The sequence below is a fragment of the Rahnella bonaserana genome, assembly GCF_019049675.1.
Classification (GTDB): Bacteria; Pseudomonadota; Gammaproteobacteria; order Enterobacterales; family Enterobacteriaceae; genus Rahnella; species Rahnella bonaserana.
Map to the genome: position 1 here is coordinate 209,982 of NZ_JAFMOW010000063.1, position 23,303 is coordinate 233,284.

22 protein-coding genes and 1 pseudogene are annotated in these 23,303 nt (G+C 52.3%); 7 read left to right on the plus strand and 16 right to left on the minus strand.

All coding sequences use genetic code 11. The annotated features are described in order from the left end of the window. Positions 1-23 precede the first annotated feature (23 nt). Both phnN and J1778_RS13515 read left to right on the plus strand, forming a co-directional pair. The gene (phnN, locus tag J1778_RS13510; protein WP_217173612.1) at positions 24-599 is read left to right on the plus strand and encodes a ribose 1,5-bisphosphokinase; all 576 of its coding nucleotides are present in this window, start codon (positions 24-26) and stop codon (positions 597-599) included. 8 nt (positions 600-607) lie between these two features. Further along, positions 608-1,168: pseudogene (locus J1778_RS13515) on the plus strand (DapH/DapD/GlmU-related protein); the annotation flags it as partial. A gap of 176 nt (positions 1,169-1,344) precedes the next feature. Here the strand turns inward: J1778_RS13515 and J1778_RS13520 are convergent. Further along, on the minus strand, positions 1,345-1,986 hold the full coding sequence (locus J1778_RS13520; protein ID WP_217173613.1) for a Rossmann-fold NAD(P)-binding domain-containing protein: 642 nt from the start codon (positions 1,984-1,986) through the stop codon (positions 1,345-1,347). A 226-nt stretch (positions 1,987-2,212) separates the two neighbouring features. Between J1778_RS13520 and J1778_RS13525 the strand changes: the two genes are divergently transcribed. Continuing rightward, a complete protein-coding gene (locus J1778_RS13525; RefSeq protein ID WP_217173614.1) occupies positions 2,213-2,731 on the plus strand; it encodes a type 1 glutamine amidotransferase domain-containing protein in 519 nt (172 codons plus the stop codon). A gap of 37 nt (positions 2,732-2,768) precedes the next feature. Here J1778_RS13525 and J1778_RS13530 read toward each other — a convergent pair whose 3' ends face one another. Continuing rightward, the gene (locus J1778_RS13530; protein WP_217173615.1) at positions 2,769-3,206 is read right to left on the minus strand and encodes a YhbP family protein; all 438 of its coding nucleotides are present in this window, start codon (positions 3,204-3,206) and stop codon (positions 2,769-2,771) included. Between the two features lie 114 nt (positions 3,207-3,320). Between J1778_RS13530 and J1778_RS13535 the strand changes: the two genes are divergently transcribed. Further along, positions 3,321-3,623: a GIY-YIG nuclease family protein gene (locus J1778_RS13535; RefSeq protein WP_217173616.1), complete on the plus strand. Its 303-nt coding sequence runs from the start codon at positions 3,321-3,323 to the stop codon at positions 3,621-3,623. A gap of 40 nt (positions 3,624-3,663) precedes the next feature. On the opposite strand, the gene J1778_RS13540 is transcribed toward J1778_RS13535, so the two are convergent. Continuing rightward, the gene (locus tag J1778_RS13540) at positions 3,664-4,167 is read right to left on the minus strand and encodes a GNAT family N-acetyltransferase (RefSeq protein WP_217173617.1); all 504 of its coding nucleotides are present in this window, start codon (positions 4,165-4,167) and stop codon (positions 3,664-3,666) included. Beyond that, positions 4,161-4,682: a ubiquinone anaerobic biosynthesis accessory factor UbiT gene (gene ubiT / locus J1778_RS13545; RefSeq protein WP_217173618.1), complete on the minus strand. Its 522-nt coding sequence runs from the start codon at positions 4,680-4,682 to the stop codon at positions 4,161-4,163. The genes J1778_RS13540 and ubiT overlap by 7 nt, the downstream gene beginning before the upstream one ends. Before the next feature lie 314 nt (positions 4,683-4,996). On the opposite strand from ubiT, the gene ubiU reads away from it, so the two are divergent. Beyond that, a complete protein-coding gene (gene ubiU / locus J1778_RS13550) occupies positions 4,997-5,992 on the plus strand; it encodes a ubiquinone anaerobic biosynthesis protein UbiU (RefSeq protein ID WP_217173619.1) in 996 nt (331 codons plus the stop codon). A gap of 14 nt (positions 5,993-6,006) precedes the next feature. Continuing rightward, complete coding sequence (locus tag J1778_RS13555) at positions 6,007-6,885, plus strand: U32 family peptidase (RefSeq protein WP_217173620.1); 879 nt, start codon at positions 6,007-6,009, stop codon at positions 6,883-6,885. A 55-nt stretch (positions 6,886-6,940) separates the two neighbouring features. Here the strand turns inward: J1778_RS13555 and J1778_RS13560 are convergent, their stop codons facing one another. The 3 genes from J1778_RS13560 to J1778_RS13570 form a co-directional block, all read right to left on the minus strand. Next, positions 6,941-8,029: an ABC transporter permease gene (locus J1778_RS13560; protein WP_217173700.1), complete on the minus strand. Its 1,089-nt coding sequence runs from the start codon at positions 8,027-8,029 to the stop codon at positions 6,941-6,943. Between the two features lie 71 nt (positions 8,030-8,100). Next, positions 8,101-9,285 (minus strand): ABC transporter permease, encoded by a 1,185-nt coding sequence (locus J1778_RS13565; RefSeq protein WP_217173701.1) that lies wholly within the window; start codon positions 9,283-9,285, stop codon positions 8,101-8,103. Further along, complete coding sequence (locus tag J1778_RS13570; RefSeq protein WP_217173621.1) at positions 9,270-10,244, minus strand: HlyD family secretion protein; 975 nt, start codon at positions 10,242-10,244, stop codon at positions 9,270-9,272. The genes J1778_RS13565 and J1778_RS13570 overlap by 16 nt, the downstream gene beginning before the upstream one ends. A 327-nt stretch (positions 10,245-10,571) precedes the next feature. On the opposite strand from J1778_RS13570, the gene J1778_RS13575 reads away from it, so the two are divergent. Next, a complete protein-coding gene (locus J1778_RS13575) occupies positions 10,572-11,597 on the plus strand; it encodes a luciferase-like monooxygenase (protein ID WP_217173622.1) in 1,026 nt (341 codons plus the stop codon). Between the two features lie 122 nt (positions 11,598-11,719). On the opposite strand, the gene J1778_RS13580 is transcribed toward J1778_RS13575, so the two are convergent. The 9 genes from J1778_RS13580 to nusA form a co-directional block, all read right to left on the minus strand. After that, positions 11,720-13,642 carry a DEAD/DEAH family ATP-dependent RNA helicase gene (locus tag J1778_RS13580; protein ID WP_217173623.1) on the minus strand — a complete coding sequence of 641 codons (1,923 nt, stop codon included), beginning with the start codon at positions 13,640-13,642 and terminating at the stop codon, positions 11,720-11,722. After that, positions 13,632-13,712 carry a protein YrbN gene (gene yrbN, locus J1778_RS24885; RefSeq protein ID WP_096335046.1) on the minus strand — a complete coding sequence of 27 codons (81 nt, stop codon included), beginning with the start codon at positions 13,710-13,712 and terminating at the stop codon, positions 13,632-13,634. Before yrbN ends, J1778_RS13580 begins: the two co-directional genes overlap by 11 nt. A gap of 115 nt (positions 13,713-13,827) precedes the next feature. Then, positions 13,828-14,712 carry a lipoprotein NlpI gene (gene nlpI, locus J1778_RS13590; protein WP_112286786.1) on the minus strand — a complete coding sequence of 295 codons (885 nt, stop codon included), beginning with the start codon at positions 14,710-14,712 and terminating at the stop codon, positions 13,828-13,830. A gap of 129 nt (positions 14,713-14,841) precedes the next feature. Continuing rightward, entirely contained in the window at positions 14,842-16,965 is a 2,124-nt protein-coding gene (gene pnp / locus J1778_RS13595; RefSeq protein ID WP_120162396.1) for a polyribonucleotide nucleotidyltransferase, read from the minus strand. A gap of 273 nt (positions 16,966-17,238) precedes the next feature. After that, positions 17,239-17,508: a 30S ribosomal protein S15 gene (rpsO, locus tag J1778_RS13600; protein WP_014333706.1), complete on the minus strand. Its 270-nt coding sequence runs from the start codon at positions 17,506-17,508 to the stop codon at positions 17,239-17,241. A 122-nt stretch (positions 17,509-17,630) separates the two neighbouring features. Next, a complete protein-coding gene (gene truB, locus J1778_RS13605) occupies positions 17,631-18,575 on the minus strand; it encodes a tRNA pseudouridine(55) synthase TruB (protein ID WP_217173624.1) in 945 nt (314 codons plus the stop codon). Beyond that, positions 18,575-18,988, minus strand: a complete 414-nt coding sequence (gene rbfA / locus J1778_RS13610; RefSeq protein WP_014333704.1) for a 30S ribosome-binding factor RbfA — start codon at positions 18,986-18,988, stop codon at positions 18,575-18,577. Before rbfA ends, truB begins: the two co-directional genes overlap by 1 nt. 79 nt (positions 18,989-19,067) lie before the next feature. Then, on the minus strand, positions 19,068-21,761 hold the full coding sequence (gene infB / locus J1778_RS13615) for a translation initiation factor IF-2 (RefSeq protein ID WP_217173625.1): 2,694 nt from the start codon (positions 21,759-21,761) through the stop codon (positions 19,068-19,070). 24 nt (positions 21,762-21,785) lie between these two features. Beyond that, positions 21,786-23,294 (minus strand): transcription termination factor NusA, encoded by a 1,509-nt coding sequence (nusA, locus tag J1778_RS13620; protein WP_217173626.1) that lies wholly within the window; start codon positions 23,292-23,294, stop codon positions 21,786-21,788. Positions 23,295-23,303: the final 9 nt, after the last annotated feature.

The following is a 23,303-nucleotide window of genomic DNA, read 5'->3' on the forward strand; positions in this document are numbered from 1 at the left end:
TTCTTACTCAGTAAGGAGATGAAATGAGTCGTTTACTCTATCTGATGGGTGCTTCGGGTTCTGGTAAGGACAGTCTTCTGGACGCGCTGCGCCAGCATTTACCCAGCGATGTCGCCGTCGCGCATCGTTACATTACGCGCCCTGCGGATGCGGGTTCTGAAAACCATATCGCACTAAGCGAAGCCGAATTTATTCAGCGTCGCCAGCACGGTTTATTCGCCATGGAGTGGCACGCGCACCAGTGCCAGTACGCCGTGGGGATTGAGATAGACACCTGGATGCAGCTCGGTTGTCACGTGGTGGTCAACGGCTCGCGCGCGCATCTGGAAAAAGCCCGGCAACGTTATGGTCAGCGGCTGGTACCCGTCTGTTTACAGGTTTCCGAACCGGTGCTGACTGAACGCCTGACGCGTCGCGGACGTGAAGATACGGCGCAAATCGCCTGCCGTCTTCAGCGCGCCAGAGAGTACGAAAACGCCCTGCCAGCCGGCTGCCACCGGCTGAATAATGACGGTGCGTTGCACGAGACTTTACAGCATCTGCTGGCCATTCTTGCCTTGCCAGTCAGCGCATTTATTTATCCGGTCACTTCATCATGAGCGATTTTATGACAGATATCATTCATCCGTTTTCGCTGGCTGACGAGCAGGATTATTCGCGGCCAAAAATTGGTCAGCAGGTCGAGCTGAACCGTTCAACATTGGGTCAGTATGTGCATATTGCGGACAACGCGATCATCGAAGAAACGCAGATCGGCGATTACTCGTATACCGCCGGCAACAATCAGATCTTTTACGCGACGATCGGGAAATTTGTTTCGATCGCCACTTACGTGCGGATCAATCCCGGCAATCATCCGACCTACCAGCGCGTTGCCCAGCATCATTTCACCTATCGCAGTTCTGTTTACGGACTCGGTGAAGACGATCAGGGATTTTTCGACTGGCGGCGTGAGCATCATGTCACCGTCGGTAACGATGTGTGGATCGGGCATAACGCGGTACTGATGCCCGGTGTAAAAGTCGGCAATGGCGCAGTGATCGGCACTTCTGCCGTTGTGACGAAAGACGTTGAACCCTATTCGATCGTCGCGGGCGTGGCAGCGAAAAAGATCGGCATGCGCTTTGATGACACTATGATCGGGCGGATCGAAACCAGTCGCTGGTGGGACTGAGATCATGAAACGCTGAGAGAAAGGATGCCGGATTTCAGGGATCTTTCCGTTTTTGCAGAAAAATACCTGTAAGGATCTGGCGTGATATTGAGTTGAAAGTAGTCTGAGAAAAATTCGCGTTTTTTGCCTGATACCATATCACAAGGATCCGGATCAGCGGATCATGCGAATTAAAGATCTTCGATACTGGCGGCGATCTCATTGGATTCCAGCACGGTGATGCCGCCTAATCCTGCATTAAATGCCTGCTCCTGCAACGCCCTCGCCACCACATCTGAATCAATCGCTTTCCATTTCCCCGGCAGCATTTTAAACAGCGGCGCACTGAGTTGTTCCAGCAGACGCGGCGGATGGCGCTTTCCAACTAATAACGAAGGCCGGACTAATGTCAGCAACGGCCATCCCTGTTGCATCAGCGCCAGCTCCATTTCACCTTTGGTACGGTTATAGAGAAAACGCGAACGGGCGTCAGCTCCGTTAGCACTCACAGCCAGACAATGGCGTGCGCCCAGCTCGCGTGCCGCCTTGGCGCAATCCACCACCAGATCGTAATCCACTGCCCGGAATGCCTGCGCACTTCCCGCCTGTTTTCGCGTGGTGCCCAGACAGCAGAACAGTAAATCAATCGGCTCATCGAGTGCGACCACCAGTGACGTGAGATTTTCACCAAGCGGATTAAACAGCTTATTCCCAGGCTGAAGCGGACGACGGCTGGGTGCCACGATGCGGCTGACACGCGGATCAAGTTGCAACAGACGTAAGAGCTCACGCCCGATCAGGCCACTTCCGCCCAGCAGAAGAACTTTTGCCATATCACTTCCTTTTAAAAAACGGCTTTCGCGCTGCGATTTTGAAACATGGGTTCTGAAACATGAAAGCATGAACAGATATTTGAAGTGTTACCTGAATGTAAATATCACGCTATAAGACAGTTCCTGTTACTTTCGCAGACTAGGACGAATCCAGTTTGATCAGGCAGCCGCTGGCTTCTAGGCTTAGTAATGTATGACGAAAGACACATTCTCAGCAGGAGGAACCATGAGCAAGAAGATAGCGGTACTCATCACTGATGAATTTGAGGATTCAGAATTCACTTCACCCGCCGAAGCCTATAAAAAGGCTGGCCATCAGGTCATTACCATCGAAAATAAAGCGGGCAACGTGATCAAAGGCAAACAGGGCAAGGCGCAAGTCACCATTGATAAATCGATTGATGATGTCAGCGTGGCCGACTTCGATGCACTGTTGCTGCCTGGCGGACATTCGCCGGATACCTTGCGCGGTGACGACAGATTTGTCGAATTCACCCGTGCTTTCGCGAAAAGCGGCAAACCGATTTTCGCCATCTGCCACGGCCCGCAGTTGCTGATTAACGCCGATGTAATACGTGGCAGAAAACTCACGACGGTTAAACCGGTCGTGGTCGACGTTAAAAACGCCGGTGCAGAGTTTTACGACAAAGAAGTCGTGGTTGACGATAACACGCTGGTCACCAGCCGTACGCCGGACGATTTGCCAGCCTTTAACCGTGAATCACTGAAAATTCTGGCCGCATAAGCCATGTGCCCCTTCTGCTGAAGGGGCAATTTCCCCTTCAGACTTCCCTGTCCCACAGCAGTTTCTTGCCAAAGCCCAGCGCATTGTCGGTCATTTTGATGTGATTGAGTTTCAGTCCCCAAACCGGAGCCTTCATGGCGATGGCGACCGGGAAATGCTTGCAGTACAGATGTCGCGCATGAGCTTCTTCTTCACCGCTAAGAATGGCTGCCTCGCCGCGATACTGAATGCCTTTAATCAGCGCAATGGTTTTCGGATGCGGCGCAATCGTGCCGACAATATGCGGTGATTTGACCATCAGCGTACCGTGCAGGGTTTTCATTTCGGTCATGAAATACAGCGTCATGTTTTTTGCATCTGTGACGTAAAAGCAGTTAGCGCTCCACATCTCGTCGTCCGCAACGGCACACAGCGCCAGCACATGGTGTTTATTCAGAAACTTCAGAATATGTTTCAGGTCATCAGGGTTATTCATCACACACGCCTTATTTTCGTTTGGGTCAGTTTACCGCCCCATGTTGATGTTTTGCCTCACTCTATTGTGCCTTTCAGGTAAACTGACACAAAATTTTCCTGACGCGCAGAGCTTATGTCCGCACCATCCAACTGGTTTCTATACATGCTGAGAACCCCGACCGGGACGCTTTACACCGGCATAACGACCGACGTGGCGCGGCGTCTCGGTCAGCATCAGTCCGGAAAAGGGGCGAAATCGTTGCGGGGAAAAGGTGAACTGACGCTGGCATTTCATTGTCCGGCAGGCGACCGCTCACTGGCATCAAAGCTGGAAATTAAAGTCAAAAAACTGAGCAAAGCGCAAAAAGAGTTGCTGGTGAGAAATGCACCGGAATGTCTGGAAAACTATCCAGGATTAACGGAAAGCGGAAAATAATAAAGGCCGGATATCCGGCCTTTATAGTATCTGAAAAGATTCAGAAACGATTGAACGCTGACGGGAAAACCACTTCGCCGCTGGCGTCCGTCAGTGCGTCGTCAGATAAGGTGAACAGCTGGAAAGCCGTTTCCGTTTCCGGCCAGCGGCAATGCAGGTCATGAGCGGCAGCCGGTTTGAATCCAAAGCGCTGGTAATACGCCGGATCACCCAATACCACTACCGCGGCATAGCTGAATTCATTCAGGGAATCTAACCCTTCATAAACCAGTTTTTCGCCCAGTCCCTGACCGCGCAGAGATTCGTCTACTGCCAGCGGAGCGAGGCCGACCCAGTTGCGGTCTTCGCCCCGGATATCCACCGGGCAGAAAGCGACATAACCGACCACGCCGCCTTCATCGTCGGTCGCCACAACCCCCAGCGTCAGCAAACCATCTTCGCGCAGTTCCTGCACCAGATCCGCCTCTGCACCCGTCGGGAATGAGGCGCGTAACAAACGGTCAATGCCCGCAGCATCTACCGGAATTTCAGTACGAATTAACATGGCTCAGCTACCGGAGCTTGCGGCTCACGGTCCTCTTGCAGACCCGCTTCGACAAAATCGGCCAGGCGCAGCAGGCCATTTTTCAGCAGCAGCGGCATAGTATCAAGATCGATAGAATCCATCAGATTCTTCACATACAAGCCCAGTTCGGTATCACCTTCAATACGAAGCCGGCGCTGGAAGAACAGCGTGTCCGGATCTTCTTTGCGGGCAGCAATCAGGATCAGATCGTTTGCATTACCGCTGAAACTGACATCGGCTTCGCCGTGTTCGGCGACCACCAGTTTGCCCTCCTCCACTGACATCAGCCAGGTCAGGCTGAGATCGCTGACGTCAATTTTCAACCAGCGACCTTCAAGGAAATCCAGCTCTCCGTCGGCCAGCGCCTGACGAAGCTGCCAGCTCAGCACCTGTTGCAAAACCTGCCGTTGCAACGCAAAAGGCGTGAATTTCAAAGGCAGACTTAACAGGGATGGCCCCTGACGGACCACACGTGCACGTAGTTTTTGCAACACTGGCACTACTCCTTTCGGTAACTTTTCGGCAAGTTTTAAGGCAGTTATACCGCCTATTTTGACACATTGCCGGGAACGTTCAGCGGTCTACATCAATAAATACTGCAACAGAAAAACATCACGTACAACCTCCCCGGGCGTTGTATGCCTTCCAAAGCCGCAGAAACTGCCTCAAATCAAAATATTGCATCCATAGCTTCTCTAAAATAGTTCGCCAATCAAAGCCCTGACTGATGAATGAATGACGTCGGCAACTGGCTTTTCATCACCCACCAACCTCAGCTCTGGCTGGCCGGTTGTAGTAAGGAACGAGAATGGAGCTACTTTGCCCGGCAGGGAATTTACCTGCATTGAAAGCGGCGATCGATAATGGCGCCGACGCGGTGTATATCGGCCTGAAAGATGATACCAATGCACGCCATTTCGCCGGTCTGAATTTCACGGAAAAAAAATTGCAGGAAGCCGCGGATTACGTTCACCGTCACCGCCGTAAACTGCATATCGCCATCAATACGTTTGCGCACCCTGACGGCTATCAGCGTTGGGAGCGCGCGGTAGATATGGCCGCGCAGCTCGGAGCGGATGCGCTTATCCTGGCCGATATCGCCATGCTTGATTACGCCGCGAATAAATATCCCCACGTGGAGCGCCATGTCTCGGTGCAGGCATCGGCCACCAACGACGAAGCAATTCGCTTCTATAAACGTAACTTTGATGTCGCCCGCGTTGTTTTACCCCGCGTGCTTTCCATGCATCAGGTGCGTCAGCTTTCCCGCACCACAGTCGTGCCGCTGGAAGTCTTCGCCTTTGGCAGCTTGTGCATCATGGCCGAAGGTCGCTGCTATCTTTCTTCCTATCTGACCGGAGAATCGCCGAATACCGTCGGTGCCTGCTCACCGGCGCGGTTCGTGCGCTGGCAACAAACGGCTCAGGGCATGGAATCGCGTCTGAATGATGTGCTGATCGACCGTTATGACGAAGGTGAAAACGCCGGTTATCCAACACTGTGTAAGGGGCGTTATCTGGTGGATGGCGCGAAATATCATGCGCTGGAAGAACCGACCAGCCTGAACACGCTGGAGTTATTGCCGGAGTTGTTCGCAGCTAATATTGCTTCCGTGAAAATTGAAGGACGTCAGCGCAGCCCGGCGTATGTCAGTCAGGTGGCCCGCGTATGGCGCGCGGCGATCGACCGTTGTATGGCAGATCCGCAAAACTTCAAAACCGATGATGCATGGATGAAAACGCTGGGCTCCATGTCTGAAGGTACACAAACCACGCTCGGTGCTTATCACCGCAAGTGGCAGTAATCGAAGAGACAATGATGAAATACTCTTTAGGGGCCATTCTTTATTACTGGCCAAAAGCGCAGGTTGAAGATTTTTACCAGGCCGCTGCGGACAGCAGCGCAGATATCATTTATCTCGGCGAAAACGTCTGTACCAAACGCCGTGAGATGAAAGTGAATGACTGGATGGAGGTCGCGCGCCAGCTGGCCGCTGCGGGCAAACAGGTGGTGATTTCCACGCTGGCCTTATTGCAGGCACCGTCCGAACTTAATGAACTGAAACGCTACGTAGAAAACGGCGAGTTTTTGCTGGAAGCCAACGATTTTGGCGCGGTGAACATGGCAGCCGAACGCAATCTGCCGTTTGTCGTCGGTCATGCGCTGAACTGCTATAACGCCGTCACGCTGAAAATCCTGCAAAAACAGGGCATGGTGCGCTGGTGTATGCCGGTAGAGCTTTCCCGCGACTGGCTGGTGAATCTGTTGAACCAGTGCGATGACCTGGGTATCCGCGATAAGTTTGAGGTGGAAGTGCTGTCTTATGGGCATTTACCGCTGGCTTATTCGGCCCGCTGTTTCACCGCTCGTTCTGAAAACCGCGCGAAAGACGAATGCGAAACCTGCTGCATCAATTATCCCCAGGGACGCAAAATGTTGTCGCAGGAAAATCAGCAGGTATTCGTCCTCAACGGCATTCAGACGCAGAGCGGCTACTGCTACAACCTCGGCAACGAACTGGTGTCGATGCAGGGAATAGTCGATATCGTGCGTCTGTCGCCGGAAACCAAAGATACTCTCGCCACGCTGGAAGCGTTTCGTCACAACGAACGCGGTTTGCTGCCCCTGACACTCACCGATAAGGCCGACTGTAACGGCTACTGGCAGCGCGTCGCCGGGCTGGAACTGCGCCCCTGACAGCGCCTGTTGCAGTGAAAAGGGAGAAGACCTGGCGGTCATCTCCCTTTTTTTATTACGAATTTCTCTGCTTCGGCCGGAACATCGCTCTTAGCCGGACACCATCGCGCAACATGCCTACGGCAATGCCGATAAAGGTGTAAAACAGGCACAATATCAGCAGCATGAGAATATCACCGCCCACATCTTTAAATGGCAGCCCCATCTGATTGACGCCAGCAATGGCTTTGGTCGCCCAGGTTGAGGGCAGCATAGACGATACACCCCTGACCCAGGCGGGCATCGCCTGTAACGGCCAGATAGTGCCGGAAATATAAAAGACCGGCGTGGTGATAAAGGCCAGCGTCAGGTAAATCAGTTCGACGCTGCGCAGGCATTCCGTCACCAGTTTTCCCAGCCCCAGCACCGCCAGCAGGAACGGGAACGTCAGCAACAGGATTTCAGGAATGCTGGCCGTTTGCCGGTAACCCAGTATCCACGGCCACAGCACAAACAAGACGATTGAAAGAAACAGCCAGACCGGGATCAGCGCCGAAATACCGCCCAGAAACGCCGGTACCGCCGGTTTTCCGGAAGGCCCGCTGTTGAGCACAATGCTGACACGCACGCTGGCGATCAGTAATGAGTGCTGCAATAACATCACCAGCAGGCCGGGGAAAATAATCGCCGCAAAGCTGATGCCGGGGTTAAACACATCCAGAGACTGCCCGATGATGGGTGAAAGCACCACGCTGGCCTGCCGCTCGCTGAAGCCGCTGCTCAGCAATAAATCCGTGTTGTATTGCGTAAGGATCGCCTGATACGCCGCCAGCACATCCTGCTGGATCTGCCCGTTCGCCAGCCGGTTAGTCGCATCGCCGTACACCGGGATCACAATGTTTTGCCCGGCGAGGATTTTCTTCTCAAGATCCACCGGCATGATAATCACCGCGAAGAGCTTACGCAGCGCCAGATCGTGTTCCGCCTGCGCCAGGCTGTCGTAAGCCACCGTCGCGACTTTGGAAGTGGCGTCCAGCTGACGGGTCAGCATCCGGCTGGCGGTGCTGTGATCCTGATCGACCACCGCCACCGGCAAATCCCATACCGTGCGGTTCGCATAGACCAGGCTCATCACGCACAATGACAGCAGCAACATCATCCACATTGGCTTGTCGAGCAAACCGGTCAGCACTTTACGGAATGTCGCCCACCAGGTTTTAAACCATTCACGACGGGTCACTGGCCTGCCTCCTGTCGTTTCAGCCGCATGTAGAGGCGTCTGCGCACCAGCAGGCCGGTCAGCAGCGGATAAATGAGCAGGATGCAGCACACCATCAGAATGCCGCGCACCGAGACTTCGCGCAGGAAGACGTCAAACATTGCGGCCAGCGCATAACTGAGCGGTTCAATGCCGGAAATAATGCGCGCTGGCAGCGGCATCGACAGCACCGGTACCGCCATGCCGGAAAAAGTCAGCGCGATACTGACGAAAATCCCCATCATGGTGTAAGCCGTAATAGTGGTTTTGGTGAAGGTGAAAAGTAAGAGCCCGAGGCTTTGCGCAGCGATCACGTAGAAGAAGCCAATCACCAGCATGTACAAGGGGTTACCACTGACGCGGGCATCGAAAAACCCGACCAGCATCGCGATTTCAACCATCAGCAACGTGGTGAAACACAACGTATAAGGGGCCAGTTTGCCGAGCAGCGCCAGCGTAAATGACGGCGCACTGAGCAGCGCCTGGCTGCGCGCCATCACGTAGATCATGCAAGTCACGGTAAATAATTGCAGCAGATGGATGGTCGCCGCAAATTGCTGGTAATAGATGTAACTGCCGCTGGCGTTAAACAGGCTGCCGTAGGATAAATCGACGCTGGCCAGCGACGGCAGCGTTTTACCGATTTCGGTCGCAATAATAGAACGGTAACTGGTATTGAGTTCGGTAATCAGCCCGCTGAAATCCTGCGTGGAATACAGACCGGCACCGTAAAATAACGCGTTGTAATACAGCACGGCGCTGGGCTGTTTTCCGGCCAGAACGTCCGCTTCAAAATCATCAGGAATATATAAAAGCGCATAGTCCTGGGCTGTACGCAGACGATATTCCGCTTCGGGTAAACCGCCTTCGAACGCCTGCACATGCGCGTGTGAACCGGCATCCAGTTTGCGAACAAGCGTTTTGGATAAAGGGCTGTGATCGTTATCGACCACAGACACCGGTAAATCCAGCAACGTACCTTCTGAAAAGTTGCTGCTGATCAGGCCGAACAGAAGCAAAGGGAAGATCCAGCACAGCCAGTGGATCACCGGTTTGCGAAAGGCGTGATTCACTTCACGGGTAAAAGAACGGCTGAAACAGCGCCATGCGGCTTTTACCCTTTCACTGCGTGGCGCTTTGACCGGCTTCACTTCGCTTTCCATTGCCACAATGCACTCATGCCCTGACGCAATCCGGGCACCGGTTTCGCAGGATACAAACGCACTTCAAATGTTTTTAAATCGAAATCACCGGTGGCACGCGTGGCGCGTTTGGTTGCGTAATCACCAAGCGGCGCGATGTAGCGAACTTCAGCTTCGATCATCTGGTTATTCAGCGCGGGAACGCGCATCTGCACTTTGTCGCCTTTGCGTACGCCGGCCAGAATATCTTCACGCAGGTTAAAGACGAAATAGGCATCGGGCAGACGGACCAATGTCAGCAACGGACTGTTAGCACTTTCCAGCTCGCCGACTTCTACCGGGATCGGCCCCACTTCACCATCAACCGGCGCTTTGACCTGTAGGTCATCGGTCTGTGCTTTCACTTCCAGCAAATCTTCTTCAGCCTGACGCAGTTGCGCGGCGTAACTCGCGCGCTGTTCCACGCGGTCGCCGTTCACGCCTTCATCAAGATTGGCTTTGGCGACCAGAACTTGTGCATATGCGCTGTCGCGGGCGCGGCGGGAATCTTCTAAATCAGAGGCTGAAATAAATCCTTTTGCCGCCACTTTGGCGTTGCGGTTGTAGAGGTCACGGGCGTTAACATATTCCGCCTGAGACTGCGCCAGGGTAGCTTTCAGATTGCGGATACTTTCTTCACGGGTACCGTTAACCGAGAGATCGAGCTGGGCCTTTGCCTGATCGCGGGCAGCTTCGGCGGCGCGCAATTGCGCCATCATTTCCGGGCTGTCGAGAGTTATCAGCAGTTGCCCGGCTTTTACATCGTCACCGCGCTCAACATGACGTTCAATCACGCGACCTTTAGATTTCGATGCCACAATCACTTCCGGCGCATCGACTTCGCCCTGTAACAGCAAATCCTGATTGTGCGCACGAAACAGCACCGCCAGAGAAACCGCCGCTGCAACCAGCAGCAGGGTCAATAATATTCGTTTACTCATCGGTGCTTCATCCTTTTTGTTTGCCTGTGTTTATCATCGGCTTTGGTTCTCCTTTCCATGATTGTCCTTTCCCGCCAACGCCCGTTCTTAAAGGCGCATGTGCACTTCTGTCAAATCATAGCGGGATGAACAAAGACTGTTTAACACAAAACAACATATTCATAGAAACTATAGTTTAAGTTATTTAAATCGATTTTAAGGATGTTTTAACGGCAATTAAGGGCACAAATGCCGTATTCAATACCTACTTATTGGGTAATACTCGTTCTAATTATGAGCGGAGTGAATGCTTTCTCCGCTCTTTCCTTTGATGAGTGAGCCGTGATTATGTCTGAGAAAAACACCGTTCCCCTTTCCGTGCTCGATCTGGCGCCGGTTCCGCAGGGTGCCGATCCCGCCCGGGCATTCCAGTGTTCCCTTGAACTGGCGCAGCACGCCGAGAAGTGGGGCTACCAGCGTTACTGGATGGCAGAACATCACAACATGACCGGTATCGCCAGTGCGGCGACCTCTGTGCTGCTGGGTTATATCGCTGGCGGGACGAAAACGATCCGTGTGGGTTCCGGCGGTGTGATGCTGCCAAACCACTCACCGCTGGTGATTGCTGAACAGTTTGGTACGCTCGCCACGCTCTATCCAAATCGCGTAGACCTGGGACTGGGCCGTGCGCCGGGTACAGACCAGCGCACCATGATTGCGCTGCGCCGTCATCTTTCCGGCGAAATCGATAACTTCCCGCAAGATGTGCAGGAATTGCAGATGTATTTCGGCGACGTTCAGCCGCAGCAGGCCGTTCAGGCCGTGCCGGGACAAGGTTTGCATGTGCCAATCTGGTTACTCGGTTCCAGCCTGTACAGCGCGCAGCTGGCGGCGGCTCTTGGCCTGCCATTTGCCTTCGCCTCACATTTTGCACCGGACATGCTGTATCAGGCACTGGCGATTTATCGCAGCAAATTCCAGCCTTCCGCGCAGCTCGAAAAACCTCACGCGATGGTGTGCATCAACGCGATTGCCGCGGATACTGATGAAGAGGCGCGCCGGATGTTTACCTCCAATCAGCAGCAGTTCATTAATCTGCGCCGCGGAATGCCGGGTAAACTCCCTGCGCCGGTCGATAACATTGAAAGCCTGTGGTCAGCACAGGAACGCTTTGGCGTCGACAACGCACTGCGCATGTCAGTCGTGGGCAATAAAGAGACGGTGCGTCAGGGTCTGCAAAATATTCTGCGTGAAACCGAAGCCGATGAACTGATGATCAACGGTCAGATTTTTGATCATCAGGCACGTCTGCATTCGTTCGAAATTGTGTCTCAGCTGCAGGGCGATCTGGTTAAAGAGCAGCGCATCAGCTGACCCTCTTAGTAAGTAAATTACAGAGCAAAGTAAATTACAGACGAAAAAAAACCAGCCCGATGAAGGCTGGTTTTTTATTTTCTGACGTTAAGTCATCTGAATATCAGCAAGCTGGATTCAGATTATGCGTCAGTAGTACGACGTGGTGCGCGGCTTGGCGGACGACGGTCGCCAGCTGCTGAAGAACCTTCACGACGATCACCGCTGAAAGAACGTGGAGCACCGTTACCACGGCCACCTTCACGACGTTCACCGTTGAAAGGACGCGGAGCACCGTTACCACGACGCTCACCGCCTGCACCAGCCGGACGATCACGACGCGGAGCCTGTGGCACTGCATCACCGATCAGCTGCATGTTCATCGGTTTGTTCAGGATACGCGTACGGGTGAAGTGAGACAGGATCTCGCCCGGCATACCTTTAGGCAATTCGATAGTTGAGTGCGTACCGAACAGCTTGATGTTACCGATATAACGGCTGCTGATGTCGCCTTCGTTAGCGATAGCGCCAACGATGTGACGAACTTCAACACCATCATCACGACCCACTTCGATGCGATACAGTTCCATTTCGCCAGCGTCACGACGTTCACGACGTGGGCTGTCGCCATCACGTGCAGGACGGTCGTTGCTGCGAACCGGACGGTCACGACGATCGCCACGATCACCGCGGTCACCACGATCTTCGAATTCACGACGTGGTGGACGGCTTTTGAAGACCGGATCCGCTGCAACGATCAGAGGACGTTCGCCCTGTGCCATTTTCAGCAATGCCGCAGCCAGTGTTTCGATGTCCAGCTCTTCTGCAGGTTGCAGTTTCGCCAGCAGACCACGGTATTGATCCAGATCGCTGCTTTCCAGTTGTTGCTGAACTTTCGCTGCGAATTTAGCCAGACGACGTTCGCCCAGAACTTCTGCAGTTGGGATTTCAACTTCTGGAATGGTCAGCTTCATGGTGCGTTCAATGTTACGCAGCAGACGACGCTCACGGTTCTCAACGAACAGTAATGCGCGACCCGCACGGCCAGCACGACCGGTACGACCGATACGGTGAACGTATGATTCTGAGTCCATCGGAATGTCGTAGTTAACCACCAGGCTGATACGTTCTACATCGAGACCACGTGCTGCCACGTCAGTTGCGATCAGAATGTCCAGACGGCCATCTTTCAGACGTTCCAGAGTCTGCTCACGCAGCGCCTGGTTCATGTCACCGTTCAGTGCAGCGCTGCTGTAGCCACTACGTTCCAGAGCTTCAGCCACTTCCAGTGTCGCATTTTTGGTACGAACGAAGATAATCGCCGCATCAAAATCTTCTGCTTCAAGGAAACGCACCAGCGCTTCGTTTTTACGCAGACCGTAGACAGACCAGTAGCTCTGGCTGATGTCTGGACGGGTAGTCACGCTTGACTGGATACGTACTTCCTGAGGATCTTTCATGAAGCGACGGGTAATACGACGGATGGCTTCTGGCATGGTTGCAGAGAACAACGCGGTCTGATGTTCAGCCGGGATCTGAGCCATGATAGTTTCGACGTCTTCGATGAAGCCCATACGCAGCATTTCATCAGCTTCGTCCAGCACCAGACCGCTCAGGTTAGAGAGGTTCAGGGTGCCGCGTTTCAGGTGGTCCAGCAGACGGCCCGGGGTACCCACAACAACTTGTGGTCCCTGACGCAGTGCGCGCAGCTGAACGTCATAGCGCTGGCCGCCGTAAAGAGCAACCACATTCACGCCATGCATGTGTTTAGAGAAATCAGTCATTGCTTCAGCAACCTGAACCGCCAGTTCGCGGGTTGGTGCCAGAACAAGAATTTGTGGTGCTTTCAGTGAAGCATCAATGTTGTGCAGCAGTGGTAAAGAGAATGCTGCTGTTTTACCGGAACCTGTCTGAGCCATACCCAGAACGTCGCGGCCATTTAACAGGTGAGGAATACACTCAGCCTGGATTGGTGAAGGTTTTTCGTAGCCCAAATCAGTCAGGGCAGAAATGATCGGAGCAGACAGCCCCAGGTCAGCAAAAGAGGTTTCAAGCTCAGTAGTCATGTACACGTGCCTCATTAATAATGGCAGCCAGTCTACATAACTCGTCGAGAAAATTTTCAGTCATTTTCATTGAAAAGTGTGAACCGGCTCAAATTAGATTATAAAACGAACAAAGCAACCCTCGCCCGTTAAGGCGCTTAAAAATGGTAAATACCATGATTAAAAAGGCTGATTGGTGTCGTCAGCTATTGCTGGTCCGATTCTGATAGGTCGTCTTGCTCATGGCCCAAAAGCGCCAATTCCAACAATGCATAGCGGTGCTCAACGAAGTTATGGACGTTGTTAGCTACCGTCAGTTTGAACAGTGCCGCGGCGCTGTTCTTGTCCCCCAGACTTAGGTAATGCTTACCTAAATAGAAGTCAGTTTCACTGAGATGCTCAGCGAGCGAAGTGTTATCCGTTGCTTCTGCCTTGAGGCGTTCCATCAGCGTAGATTCGCTGATTTTGCCCAGGTAGAATTCGACGATATTCCATCCCCATTGCCCTCTGTCCGCTTTGTCATAACGCTCCTGGAGCGCTACCTCGGCATTCTTCGGATTGATTTCTCGCTCCGCAAGATAAAGCCATAACGAACGGAAGGGATCATTTGGATCGTCTCGATAAAACGCCTGCAGATCATCCTGCGCTAACGAGAATCGGCCACCGTAATACAGTGCGATACCTCGGTTCAAACGCGCGTAGTTGTAAGTTGGATCAAGCTCTAGTACAGAATCAAACGCTTCATAGGCAGCATCGAAATTGCCTGCCTGCGTTAGGTAAATCCCCAGGTAGTTAAAAACTTCTGGCATATCAGGACGAATAGACAGCGCTTGTGAAAAATCATTTCGCGCCAGTGCTCTTAGCCCGAGACTATCATACAGCACACCGCGCTCATATAATAGCTGTGCTCTCTCATCATCGGTCAATGACCGGCTGGCAAGTATTTGTTCCATGCGTGCCAGGATGACTTCCTGCTGCAACGTCGGCTGCAACGGAATCGCCAGAACTTCATTTTTACGCCAATCATGGTTGCTGCATCCTGCCAACATAAGTGCTGTCGCAACATAACACCAGCGCAAGAAAGGCTTCATTTCTACTCCCGGAGACAAACATTGGATGAACATCCTGTCATCCGCTTGCTTAACACGAACGCATCCTGTGTTCATGAGACGAACAGCTCCCTTCCAGCTGGAAAGGAGCTGTAAAACTTCTGTTACAGATTATTCTGCTGCAGGTTGCTCAGTTGTTTCGTCCTGAGAAGGTGCGGTAGCTTCTTTGATGCTCAGACGCACACGACCCTGACGGTCAACTTCGAGAACCTTAACCGGTACTTCCTGACCCATCTGCAGGTAATCAGTCACTTTCTCTACACGCTTGTCAGCGATTTGAGAAATGTGTACCAGACCTTCTTTACCGCCGCCGATGGCAACAAACGCACCAAAGTCTACGATACGGGTCACTTTACCCTGATAGATACGGCCAACTTCGATTTCAGCAGTGATCTCTTCGATACGACGGATAGCGTATTTCGCTTTCTCGCCGTCGGTTGCTGCGATTTTCACAGTACCGTCATCTTCGATTTCGATGGTGGTGCCGGTTTCTTCAGTCAGCGCACGGATTACAGAACCACCTTTACCGATCACGTCCTTGATTTTGTCCGGGCTGATCTTGATGGTGTGAATACGTGGAGCAAACTGCGAGATATCGCCACGTGGTGTGCTGATAGCCTGTTCCATCACGCCCAGAATGTGCAGACGCGCACCCTTAGCCTGGTTCAGAGCCACCTGCATGATTTCGCGGGTGATACCTTCGATTTTAATGTCCATCTGCAGCGCGGTGATACCGTCGCGGCTACCGGCTACTTTAAAGTCCATGTCGCCCAGATGATCTTCGTCACCCAGAATGTCGGACAGAACGATAAAGCTTTCGCCTTCTTTAACCAGACCCATTGCGATACCCGCAACAGCGGCTTTAATTGGCACGCCTGCATCCATCAGGGCCAGAGATGCGCCACAAACAGAAGCCATTGAAGATGAACCGTTAGATTCAGTGATTTCAGAAACCACACGTACGGTGTACGGGAAGTCTTCTGGTTTTGGCATCATCGCCAGTACGCCACGTTTAGCAAGACGGCCATGGCCAATCTCACGACGTTTTGGCGAACCTACCATACCGGTCTCACCAACAGAGTACGGAGGGAAGTTGTAGTGGAACAGGAAGCTGTCAGTTTTCTCGCCCATCAGCTCATCAAGGTTCTGTGCATCACGGGCAGTACCCAGAGTTGCAGTAACCAGTGCCTGAGTTTCACCACGAGTGAACAGTGCAGAACCGTGAGTACGCGGCAGAACACCAGTACGCACATCCAGACCACGGATCATGTCTTTTTCGCGGCCATCGATACGTGGCTCGCCACGCAGAACACGGCTACGAACCACGTTCTTCTCAATGCTGCCCAGAATGTCAGAGATTTCGCCAGCGTCCAGAGTTTCGTCTTCAGCTTGCAGAGCCTGAACAACGTCAGATTTGATGACGTTAATCTGGTTGTAACGCTCTTGTTTCTCGGTGATCAGGTACGCATCACCCAGACGGGATTCAGACAGTGCAGCTACGCGAGCGTGCAGCTCAGCGTTAACCACTTCTGGCTGCCAGTCCCATTTTGGCTTACCGGCTTCAGCAACCAGTGAGTTGATGTTGTCGATAACGATTTGTTGTTGTTCGTGGCCGAATACGACCGCGCCCAGCATCTGATCTTCGCTCAACACTTCAGCTTCAGATTCAACCATCAGAACCGCGCCCTGAGTACCGGCAACAACCAGGTCCAGACGGCTTGTTTTCAGCTCATCTGCGGTTGGGTTCAGAACATACTGGTCGTTGATGTAACCAACGCGTGCAGCACCAATTGGGCCATTGAATGGAATACCAGACAGGCTAAGGGCTGCAGACGCACCGATCATCGCAACGATGTCAGGGTTAACTTGTGGGTTCAGGGAAACTACAGTCGCGATAACCTGAACTTCATTCAGGAAGGAGTCCGGGAACAGAGGACGAATCGGACGGTCAATCAGACGTGAAGTCAGAGTTTCGCCTTCACTTGGACGTCCTTCACGACGGAAGAAGCTACCCGGGATACGACCAGCAGCGTAAGTACGCTCCTGATAGTTAACAGTCAGCGGGAAGAAGCTCTGACCTGGTTTAGCTTTTTTCTGGCCAACAACGGTAACGAATACCGCGGTGTCGTCCATGCTGACCATAACAGCGGCAGTTGCCTGACGAGCCATCATGCCGGTTTCCAGCGTAACGGTGTGCTGGCCGTATTGGAATTTACGAATAGTCGGATTAAGCAATGTAATGTCCTTTTGTATGACGCGCAGCTGTTATGACAGCAGTTCACGCCGATAGATATCCGAGCTTCTCACTACATTCTCGCGACTAATGACAATCCTTATATACCTGGCAATGTGGTAATAAAGTCTCTCATTAGCCGCGCGAAAACATCTGTAACGGAAGTTCATGTACTTAGAATAACAACAGAAACAGCAGCCATACAGTACCCTGATTTGGCCATGCTTCCTAGAATAAAGGGGCCTATTGGCCCCTTTACACTGAAACTCGCTTGATTAGCGACGCAGACCCAGACGTTCGATCAGGCTGGTGTAACGTGCTACATCTTTACGCTTCAGGTAGTCCAGCAGTTTACGACGCTGAGAAACCATACGCAGCAGACCACGACGGCTGTGGTGATCTTTTTTGTGCTCTGCAAAGTGACCTTGCAGATGGTTAATTTGAGCAGTCAGCAGAGCAACCTGAACTTCGGTAGAACCACTGTCGTTAGTGCCACGACCGAAGTCGGAAACGATTTGAGCTTTAGCTTCAACGCTTAGAGACATAATCTTACTCCAAAATATTATAGATAATTAAACGGGTGCCGATCTCTAATTCAGCAACCCAATGCATAAGCTGCGCTATTCTACCCTTTGCTATATATGATCGCAAGGTGAGCAGAAAGCGCTTAATCCGTGTATTCGACGACCAGACGACGCGGCGCAATGCGGCCATCATCATCAATTTCGCCTACACCGATAAACTTACGTTCTTCGCCTTCGGTGATGCGAACCATGCCACTGACCGGCGCACCAGATGCCTGAACAGGTTGACCCTGTTTGACATATCCGGCCACCACTGGCAGCAGATTCACTTCCGGGAAGTCTTCACACGCGCTGTCCATCGGCAACAACAATGGATCCAGCAGCAGGCGTGGCTCAATGCCCTGCTCTTCTGCCTGAGCGATCAGCTCATGAAGTTGTTCCATGGTAACCATACGCTCTGAAGGATAGGTTGCAACCTGCAGACGACGCAAATATGTGACGTGCGCACCACAGCCCAATTTTTCGCCCAGATCATCCACAATCGTGCGGATGTAAGTGCCTTTGGAACAGTGGATTTCTAATTCAACCTCGAAGCCTTCCCAGCGGATGAACTTGAGTTCATACACGGTAATGCTGCGGGATTCTCGCGGAACTTCGATGCCCTGACGCGCGTACTCGTACAGTTTTTTTCCTTCATATTTCAATGCAGAATACATGGAAGGAATTTGCTGGGTTTCCCCGCGGAAACTGTCGAGAGCATCGTCAAGTTGCTGCTGAGTGAAGGCCATTTCACGTTCACAAATGATGGAGCCTTCAGCATCTGACGTGTCCGTGCGTTGTCCCATACGGGCAATCACGCGATAACGTTTGTCAGAATCGAGCAAGAACCGGGAAAACTTGGTCGCTTCGCCTAAGCACAGCGGCAACATGCCAGTAGCTAAAGGATCGAGCGCGCCGGTATGTCCTGCCCGGTTAGCGTTATAAAGGCGTTTAACCTTTTGCAGGGCATCGTTAGAAGACAAGCCTAAAGATTTGTCTAATAGCAGAACACCGTGTATATCACGGCCGCGGCGACGTGGGCGACTCATTATGCTTCCTCGTCATCGCCTGCAGCTGAACGGCGTTCAGCATCGTTCTTCACGACGTTGGTCACCAGATTGGACATACGCATACCTTCAACCAAAGAGTTGTCGTAAGCGAAAGTCAGTTCCGGTACTACACGCAAACGCATCGCTTTGCCGATCAGCGTACGGATGAAACCTGACGCGTCCTGCAAAGCTTTGATGCCATTCTTAACACGATCAGGATCGTGATTATCTGTGGTCAGCACGTCCAGGAAGGTCACGAACACCTTGGCATACGCCAGGTCACGTGAAACTTCAACGCCTGAAACAGTCGCCATGCCTACGCGCGGGTCTTTGACTTCACGCTGTAAGATGATGGCGATTTCTTTTTGCATCTCCTGAGAGACGCGCTGAGTACGGCTAAATTCTTTTGCCATGATGCTTTTCTCCTCACTTGCTCCAGACAAATAAGGGGGCGCAAGGCCCCCCATCTGGATATCAGCTACTTCGCAAACGTTAAGCGATAGTACGTTTGATCTCGATGATTTCGAAGACTTCGATCACATCGCCAGTACGCACATCGTTGTAGTTCTTAACGCCGATACCACATTCCATGCCGTTACGAACTTCAGCAACGTCATCTTTGAAGCGACGCAGGGATTCCAGTTCGCCTTCGTAGATCACCACGTTTTCACGCAGTACACGGATTGGGTTGTTACGCTTGATCATACCCTCAGTCACCATACAACCTGCAATAGCACCGAATTTAGGTGACTTGAACACGTCACGAACTTCGGCCAGGCCGATGATTTGCTGTTTGTATTCTGGCGCCAACATACCGCTCATCGCCTGTTTAACTTCGTCAATCAGGTTATAGATAACGGAATAGTAACGCAGATCCAGGCTTTCGCTTTCTACGACACGGCGGGCAGAAGCATCTGCACGGACGTTGAAGCCCAGGATGATCGCGTTGGAAGCAGCGGCCAGTGTTGCGTCAGTCTCGGTGATCCCACCGACACCCATACCGACGATTTTAACTTTAACTTCGTCAGTAGACAGATTCTGCAACGCATCGGAAATCGCTTCGCAAGAACCCTGAACGTCAGATTTCAGAACGATATTCAGTTCAGAAACTTCGCCTTCAGTCATGTTCGCGAACATGTTTTCCAGTTTAGATTTCTGCTGACGAGCCAGTTTCACTTCGCGGAATTTACCCTGACGATACAGAGCAACTTCACGAGCTTTCTTCTCGTCACGAACAACAGTCACTTCATCACCCGCAGCCGGCACGCTGGACAGACCCAGAACTTCGACAGGGATAGAAGGACCCGCAGACGTAATGTCACGACCCATTTCGTCACGCATCGCACGGACACGGCCGTATTCGAAGCCACACAGAATGATGTCGCCTTTGTTCAGAGTACCTTCCTGAACCAGAACGGTAGCAACCGGGCCACGACCTTTGTCCAGGAAGGACTCGATCACGACACCGCTAGCCATGCCGGTACGAACGGCTTTCAGTTCCAGAACTTCGGCTTGCAGCAAGATAGCTTGCAGCAAATCGTCAATACCGGTACCGACTTTCGCAGAAACGTGAATGAACTGAGATTCGCCGCCCCACTCTTCCGGCATCACGCCGTACTGAGACAGTTCGGTACGAACACGGTCCGGATCTGCATCTGGCTTATCAACTTTGTTTACCGCAACCACGATTGGCACGCCAGCTGCTTTCGCATGCTGAATAGCTTCGATGGTTTGTGGCATCACACCGTCATCTGCAGAAACGACCAGAACTACGATATCTGTTGCCTGAGCACCACGAGCACGCATTGAAGTAAATGCGGCGTGTCCCGGTGTATCCAGGAAAGTGATCATGCCGTTTTCGGTTTCTACATGGTAAGCACCGATATGCTGCGTAATACCACCGGCCTCGCCTGCTGCAACTTTCGTAGAACGAATGTAGTCGAGCAATGAGGTTTTACCGTGGTCAACGTGACCCATGATGGTCACAACCGGAGCACGTGGCTCAGCGGCAGCAGAAGAAGCTGTATCACGATCGCTCATCAGCGCTTCTTCCAGCTCGTTCTCACGACGCAGGATAACTTTGTGGCCCATTTCTTCCGCAACCAGCTGAGCAGTTTCCTGATCAATAACCTGGTTGATGGTGGCCATGGCGCCCAGTTTCATCATGGTTTTGATGACCTGAGAACCTTTAACTGCCATTTTGTTTGCCAGCTCAGCAACAGTAATGGTTTCACCCACTACAACATCACGGTTCACGGCAACGACAGGCTTGTTAAAGCTCTGCTGTAAGGTGCTTGGCTTACGCTTACCTTTACCGTTACGGCCAACAGCACGGGCTTCTTCGCGATCCGCTTTAGATTCGGACAGCTTGTTGCCTTTTTTCTGTTTTGTTGCTTTGCCACCGCGGGTACGGCTGCGACGTTCGCCTTCAACTTTGGCGTCATTTTCGTCTTCAGCGGCACGAGCATGGGTAGAAGTGGTGACATGATAGTCAGCAGATTCTGATTCGCTTGGAGCGGTCGCTTCAGTCCAGACACCAGAGTCAGCCATTTTACGGGCCTCTTCTGCGATGCGCTTGGCGTTTTCTTCAATCTTACGCTGGGCTTCTTCTTCCGTTTTGCGTTTCAGCTCTGCGGCTTCAGCTTCACGGCGTGCTTTTTCTGCCTGAGCTGGTTTGGTTACTTCATCGGTATTTTGGTTGGTCACTTTATCTTTTTCCGCTGCATCACGCTTAGCTTTATCAGCGGCCTCACGTTTAGCTTGCTCTTCGGCGGCGCGTTTGGCTTTTTCCTGAGCTTCGCGCTGGGCTTGCTCTGCTGCTTCACGCTGTGCCTGTTCTTCCGCGTCACGCTTCGCCTGCTCTTCCGCTTCGGCCTGGGCAACTTCTGCCTCGGTCATATCACGTTTAACATAAGTGCGTTTCTTGCGGACCTCGATTTGCACCGATTTACTCTTCCCGCCGGTGCTCGGAATATTCAGTGTACTACGCGTTTTGCGTTGTAACGTCAGTTTGTTTGTCGCACCGGCATTTCCGCCATTCAGGTGCGCCAATAAAATTTCTTTTTCTTGCTGGGTCACAGAGTCAGCTTCGGACTTTGAGATCCCTGCATCAGCAAATTGCTGTACCAGGCGATCTACCGGTGTCTGAATCTCTGCCGCCAGCGATTTTACAGTTACATCTGTCATGCTGTTCCTTCCTGCTACAGTTTATTACGCGTTGTCGCCAAACCAGCAGATATTGCGCGCGGCCATGATAAGTTCACCAGCCTGCTCGTCACTAAGACCTTCAATATCAGCCAGATCGTCGACACCCTGCTCGGCAAGATCTTCCAGCGTACAAACCCCTTGTGCAGCCAGTTTAAATGCCATGCTACGTTCCAGACCCGCCAGGTTAAGCAGATCGTCAGCAGGCTTTTTGTCACCGAGACTTTCTTCCTGAGCTAAAGCCAGTGTGGTCAGCGCTTCTTTCGCACGTTCGCGCAGCGCATCCACGGTGTCTTCATCCAGGCCGTCGATTTCAAGCAGTTCGTTGACTGGCACGTAAGCCAGTTCTTCAAGCGTTGAGAAACCTTCTTCTACCAGAACCGTGGCGAAATCTTCATCGATGGCCAGGTATTTGGTAAAGGTATCAATCGCAGCGTGTGCCTCAGCCTGATGTTTGGCTTGCAGGTCGTCTGCTGTCATCACGTTCAGTTCCCACTTGTCATCACCACGATGCTGTTTCAACAATTGGGAGGCCAAACGCACGTTCTGGCCATTACGGCCAATCGCCTGTGCCAGATTGCTGGCTTCAACGGCGATATCCATGGTGCATTTATCTTCATCAACCACGATGGAAGCGACATCTGCCGGTGCCATTGCGTTGATAACGAATTGCGCAGGATTATCATCCCAAAGGATGATATCAATACGTTCACCGCCCAGTTCACTGGAAACAGCCTGAACGCGTGCACCACGCATGCCGACACAAGCACCGACCGGGTCGATACGTTTGTCGTTGGTTTTTACTGCAATTTTCGCACGGGAGCCAGGATCACGGGCCGCCGCTTTAATTTCAATCAGCTCTTCGCCAATTTCCGGCACTTCAATGCGGAACAGCTCAATCAGCATCTCGTTACGTGAACGGCTGACAAACAGCTGGGCACCGCGAGCTTCAGGGCGCACATCATACAGAACGCCACGAATACGGTCGCCAGAGCGGAAGTTTTCACGCGGAAGCATGTCTTCGCGCAGAATAACGGCTTCAGCGTTGCTGCCTAAATCCAGAGCGATGCTGTCACGGTTAACTTTCTTAACCACGCCGGTGACGATCTCACCCTGCTGCTCACGGAATTGATCAACGACCATCGCGCGCTCTGCTTCGCGTACTTTCTGTACGATAACTTGCTTAGCAGTTTGCGTGGTGATGCGGTCGAAAGTGACCGACTCGATTTGATCTTCAATATATCCGCCGAGCTCGATTGACGGATCTTCGTATTGTGCAGCTTCGAGGGTGATTTCGCGGGTCGGCTGAGTCACTTCATTGACTGCCACCCAGCGACGGAAAGTATCGAAGTCACCTGTTTTGCGGTCAATGCTGACGCGGACTTCGATTTCCTGCTCGTATTTTTTCTTGGTCGCCGTTGATAATGCAATTTCCAGCGCTTCAAAAATCTTCTCGCGCGGGAGGGATTTTTCATTAGAAACTGCTTCTACAACAGCCAGAATCTCTTTGTTCATCCTAGTTGC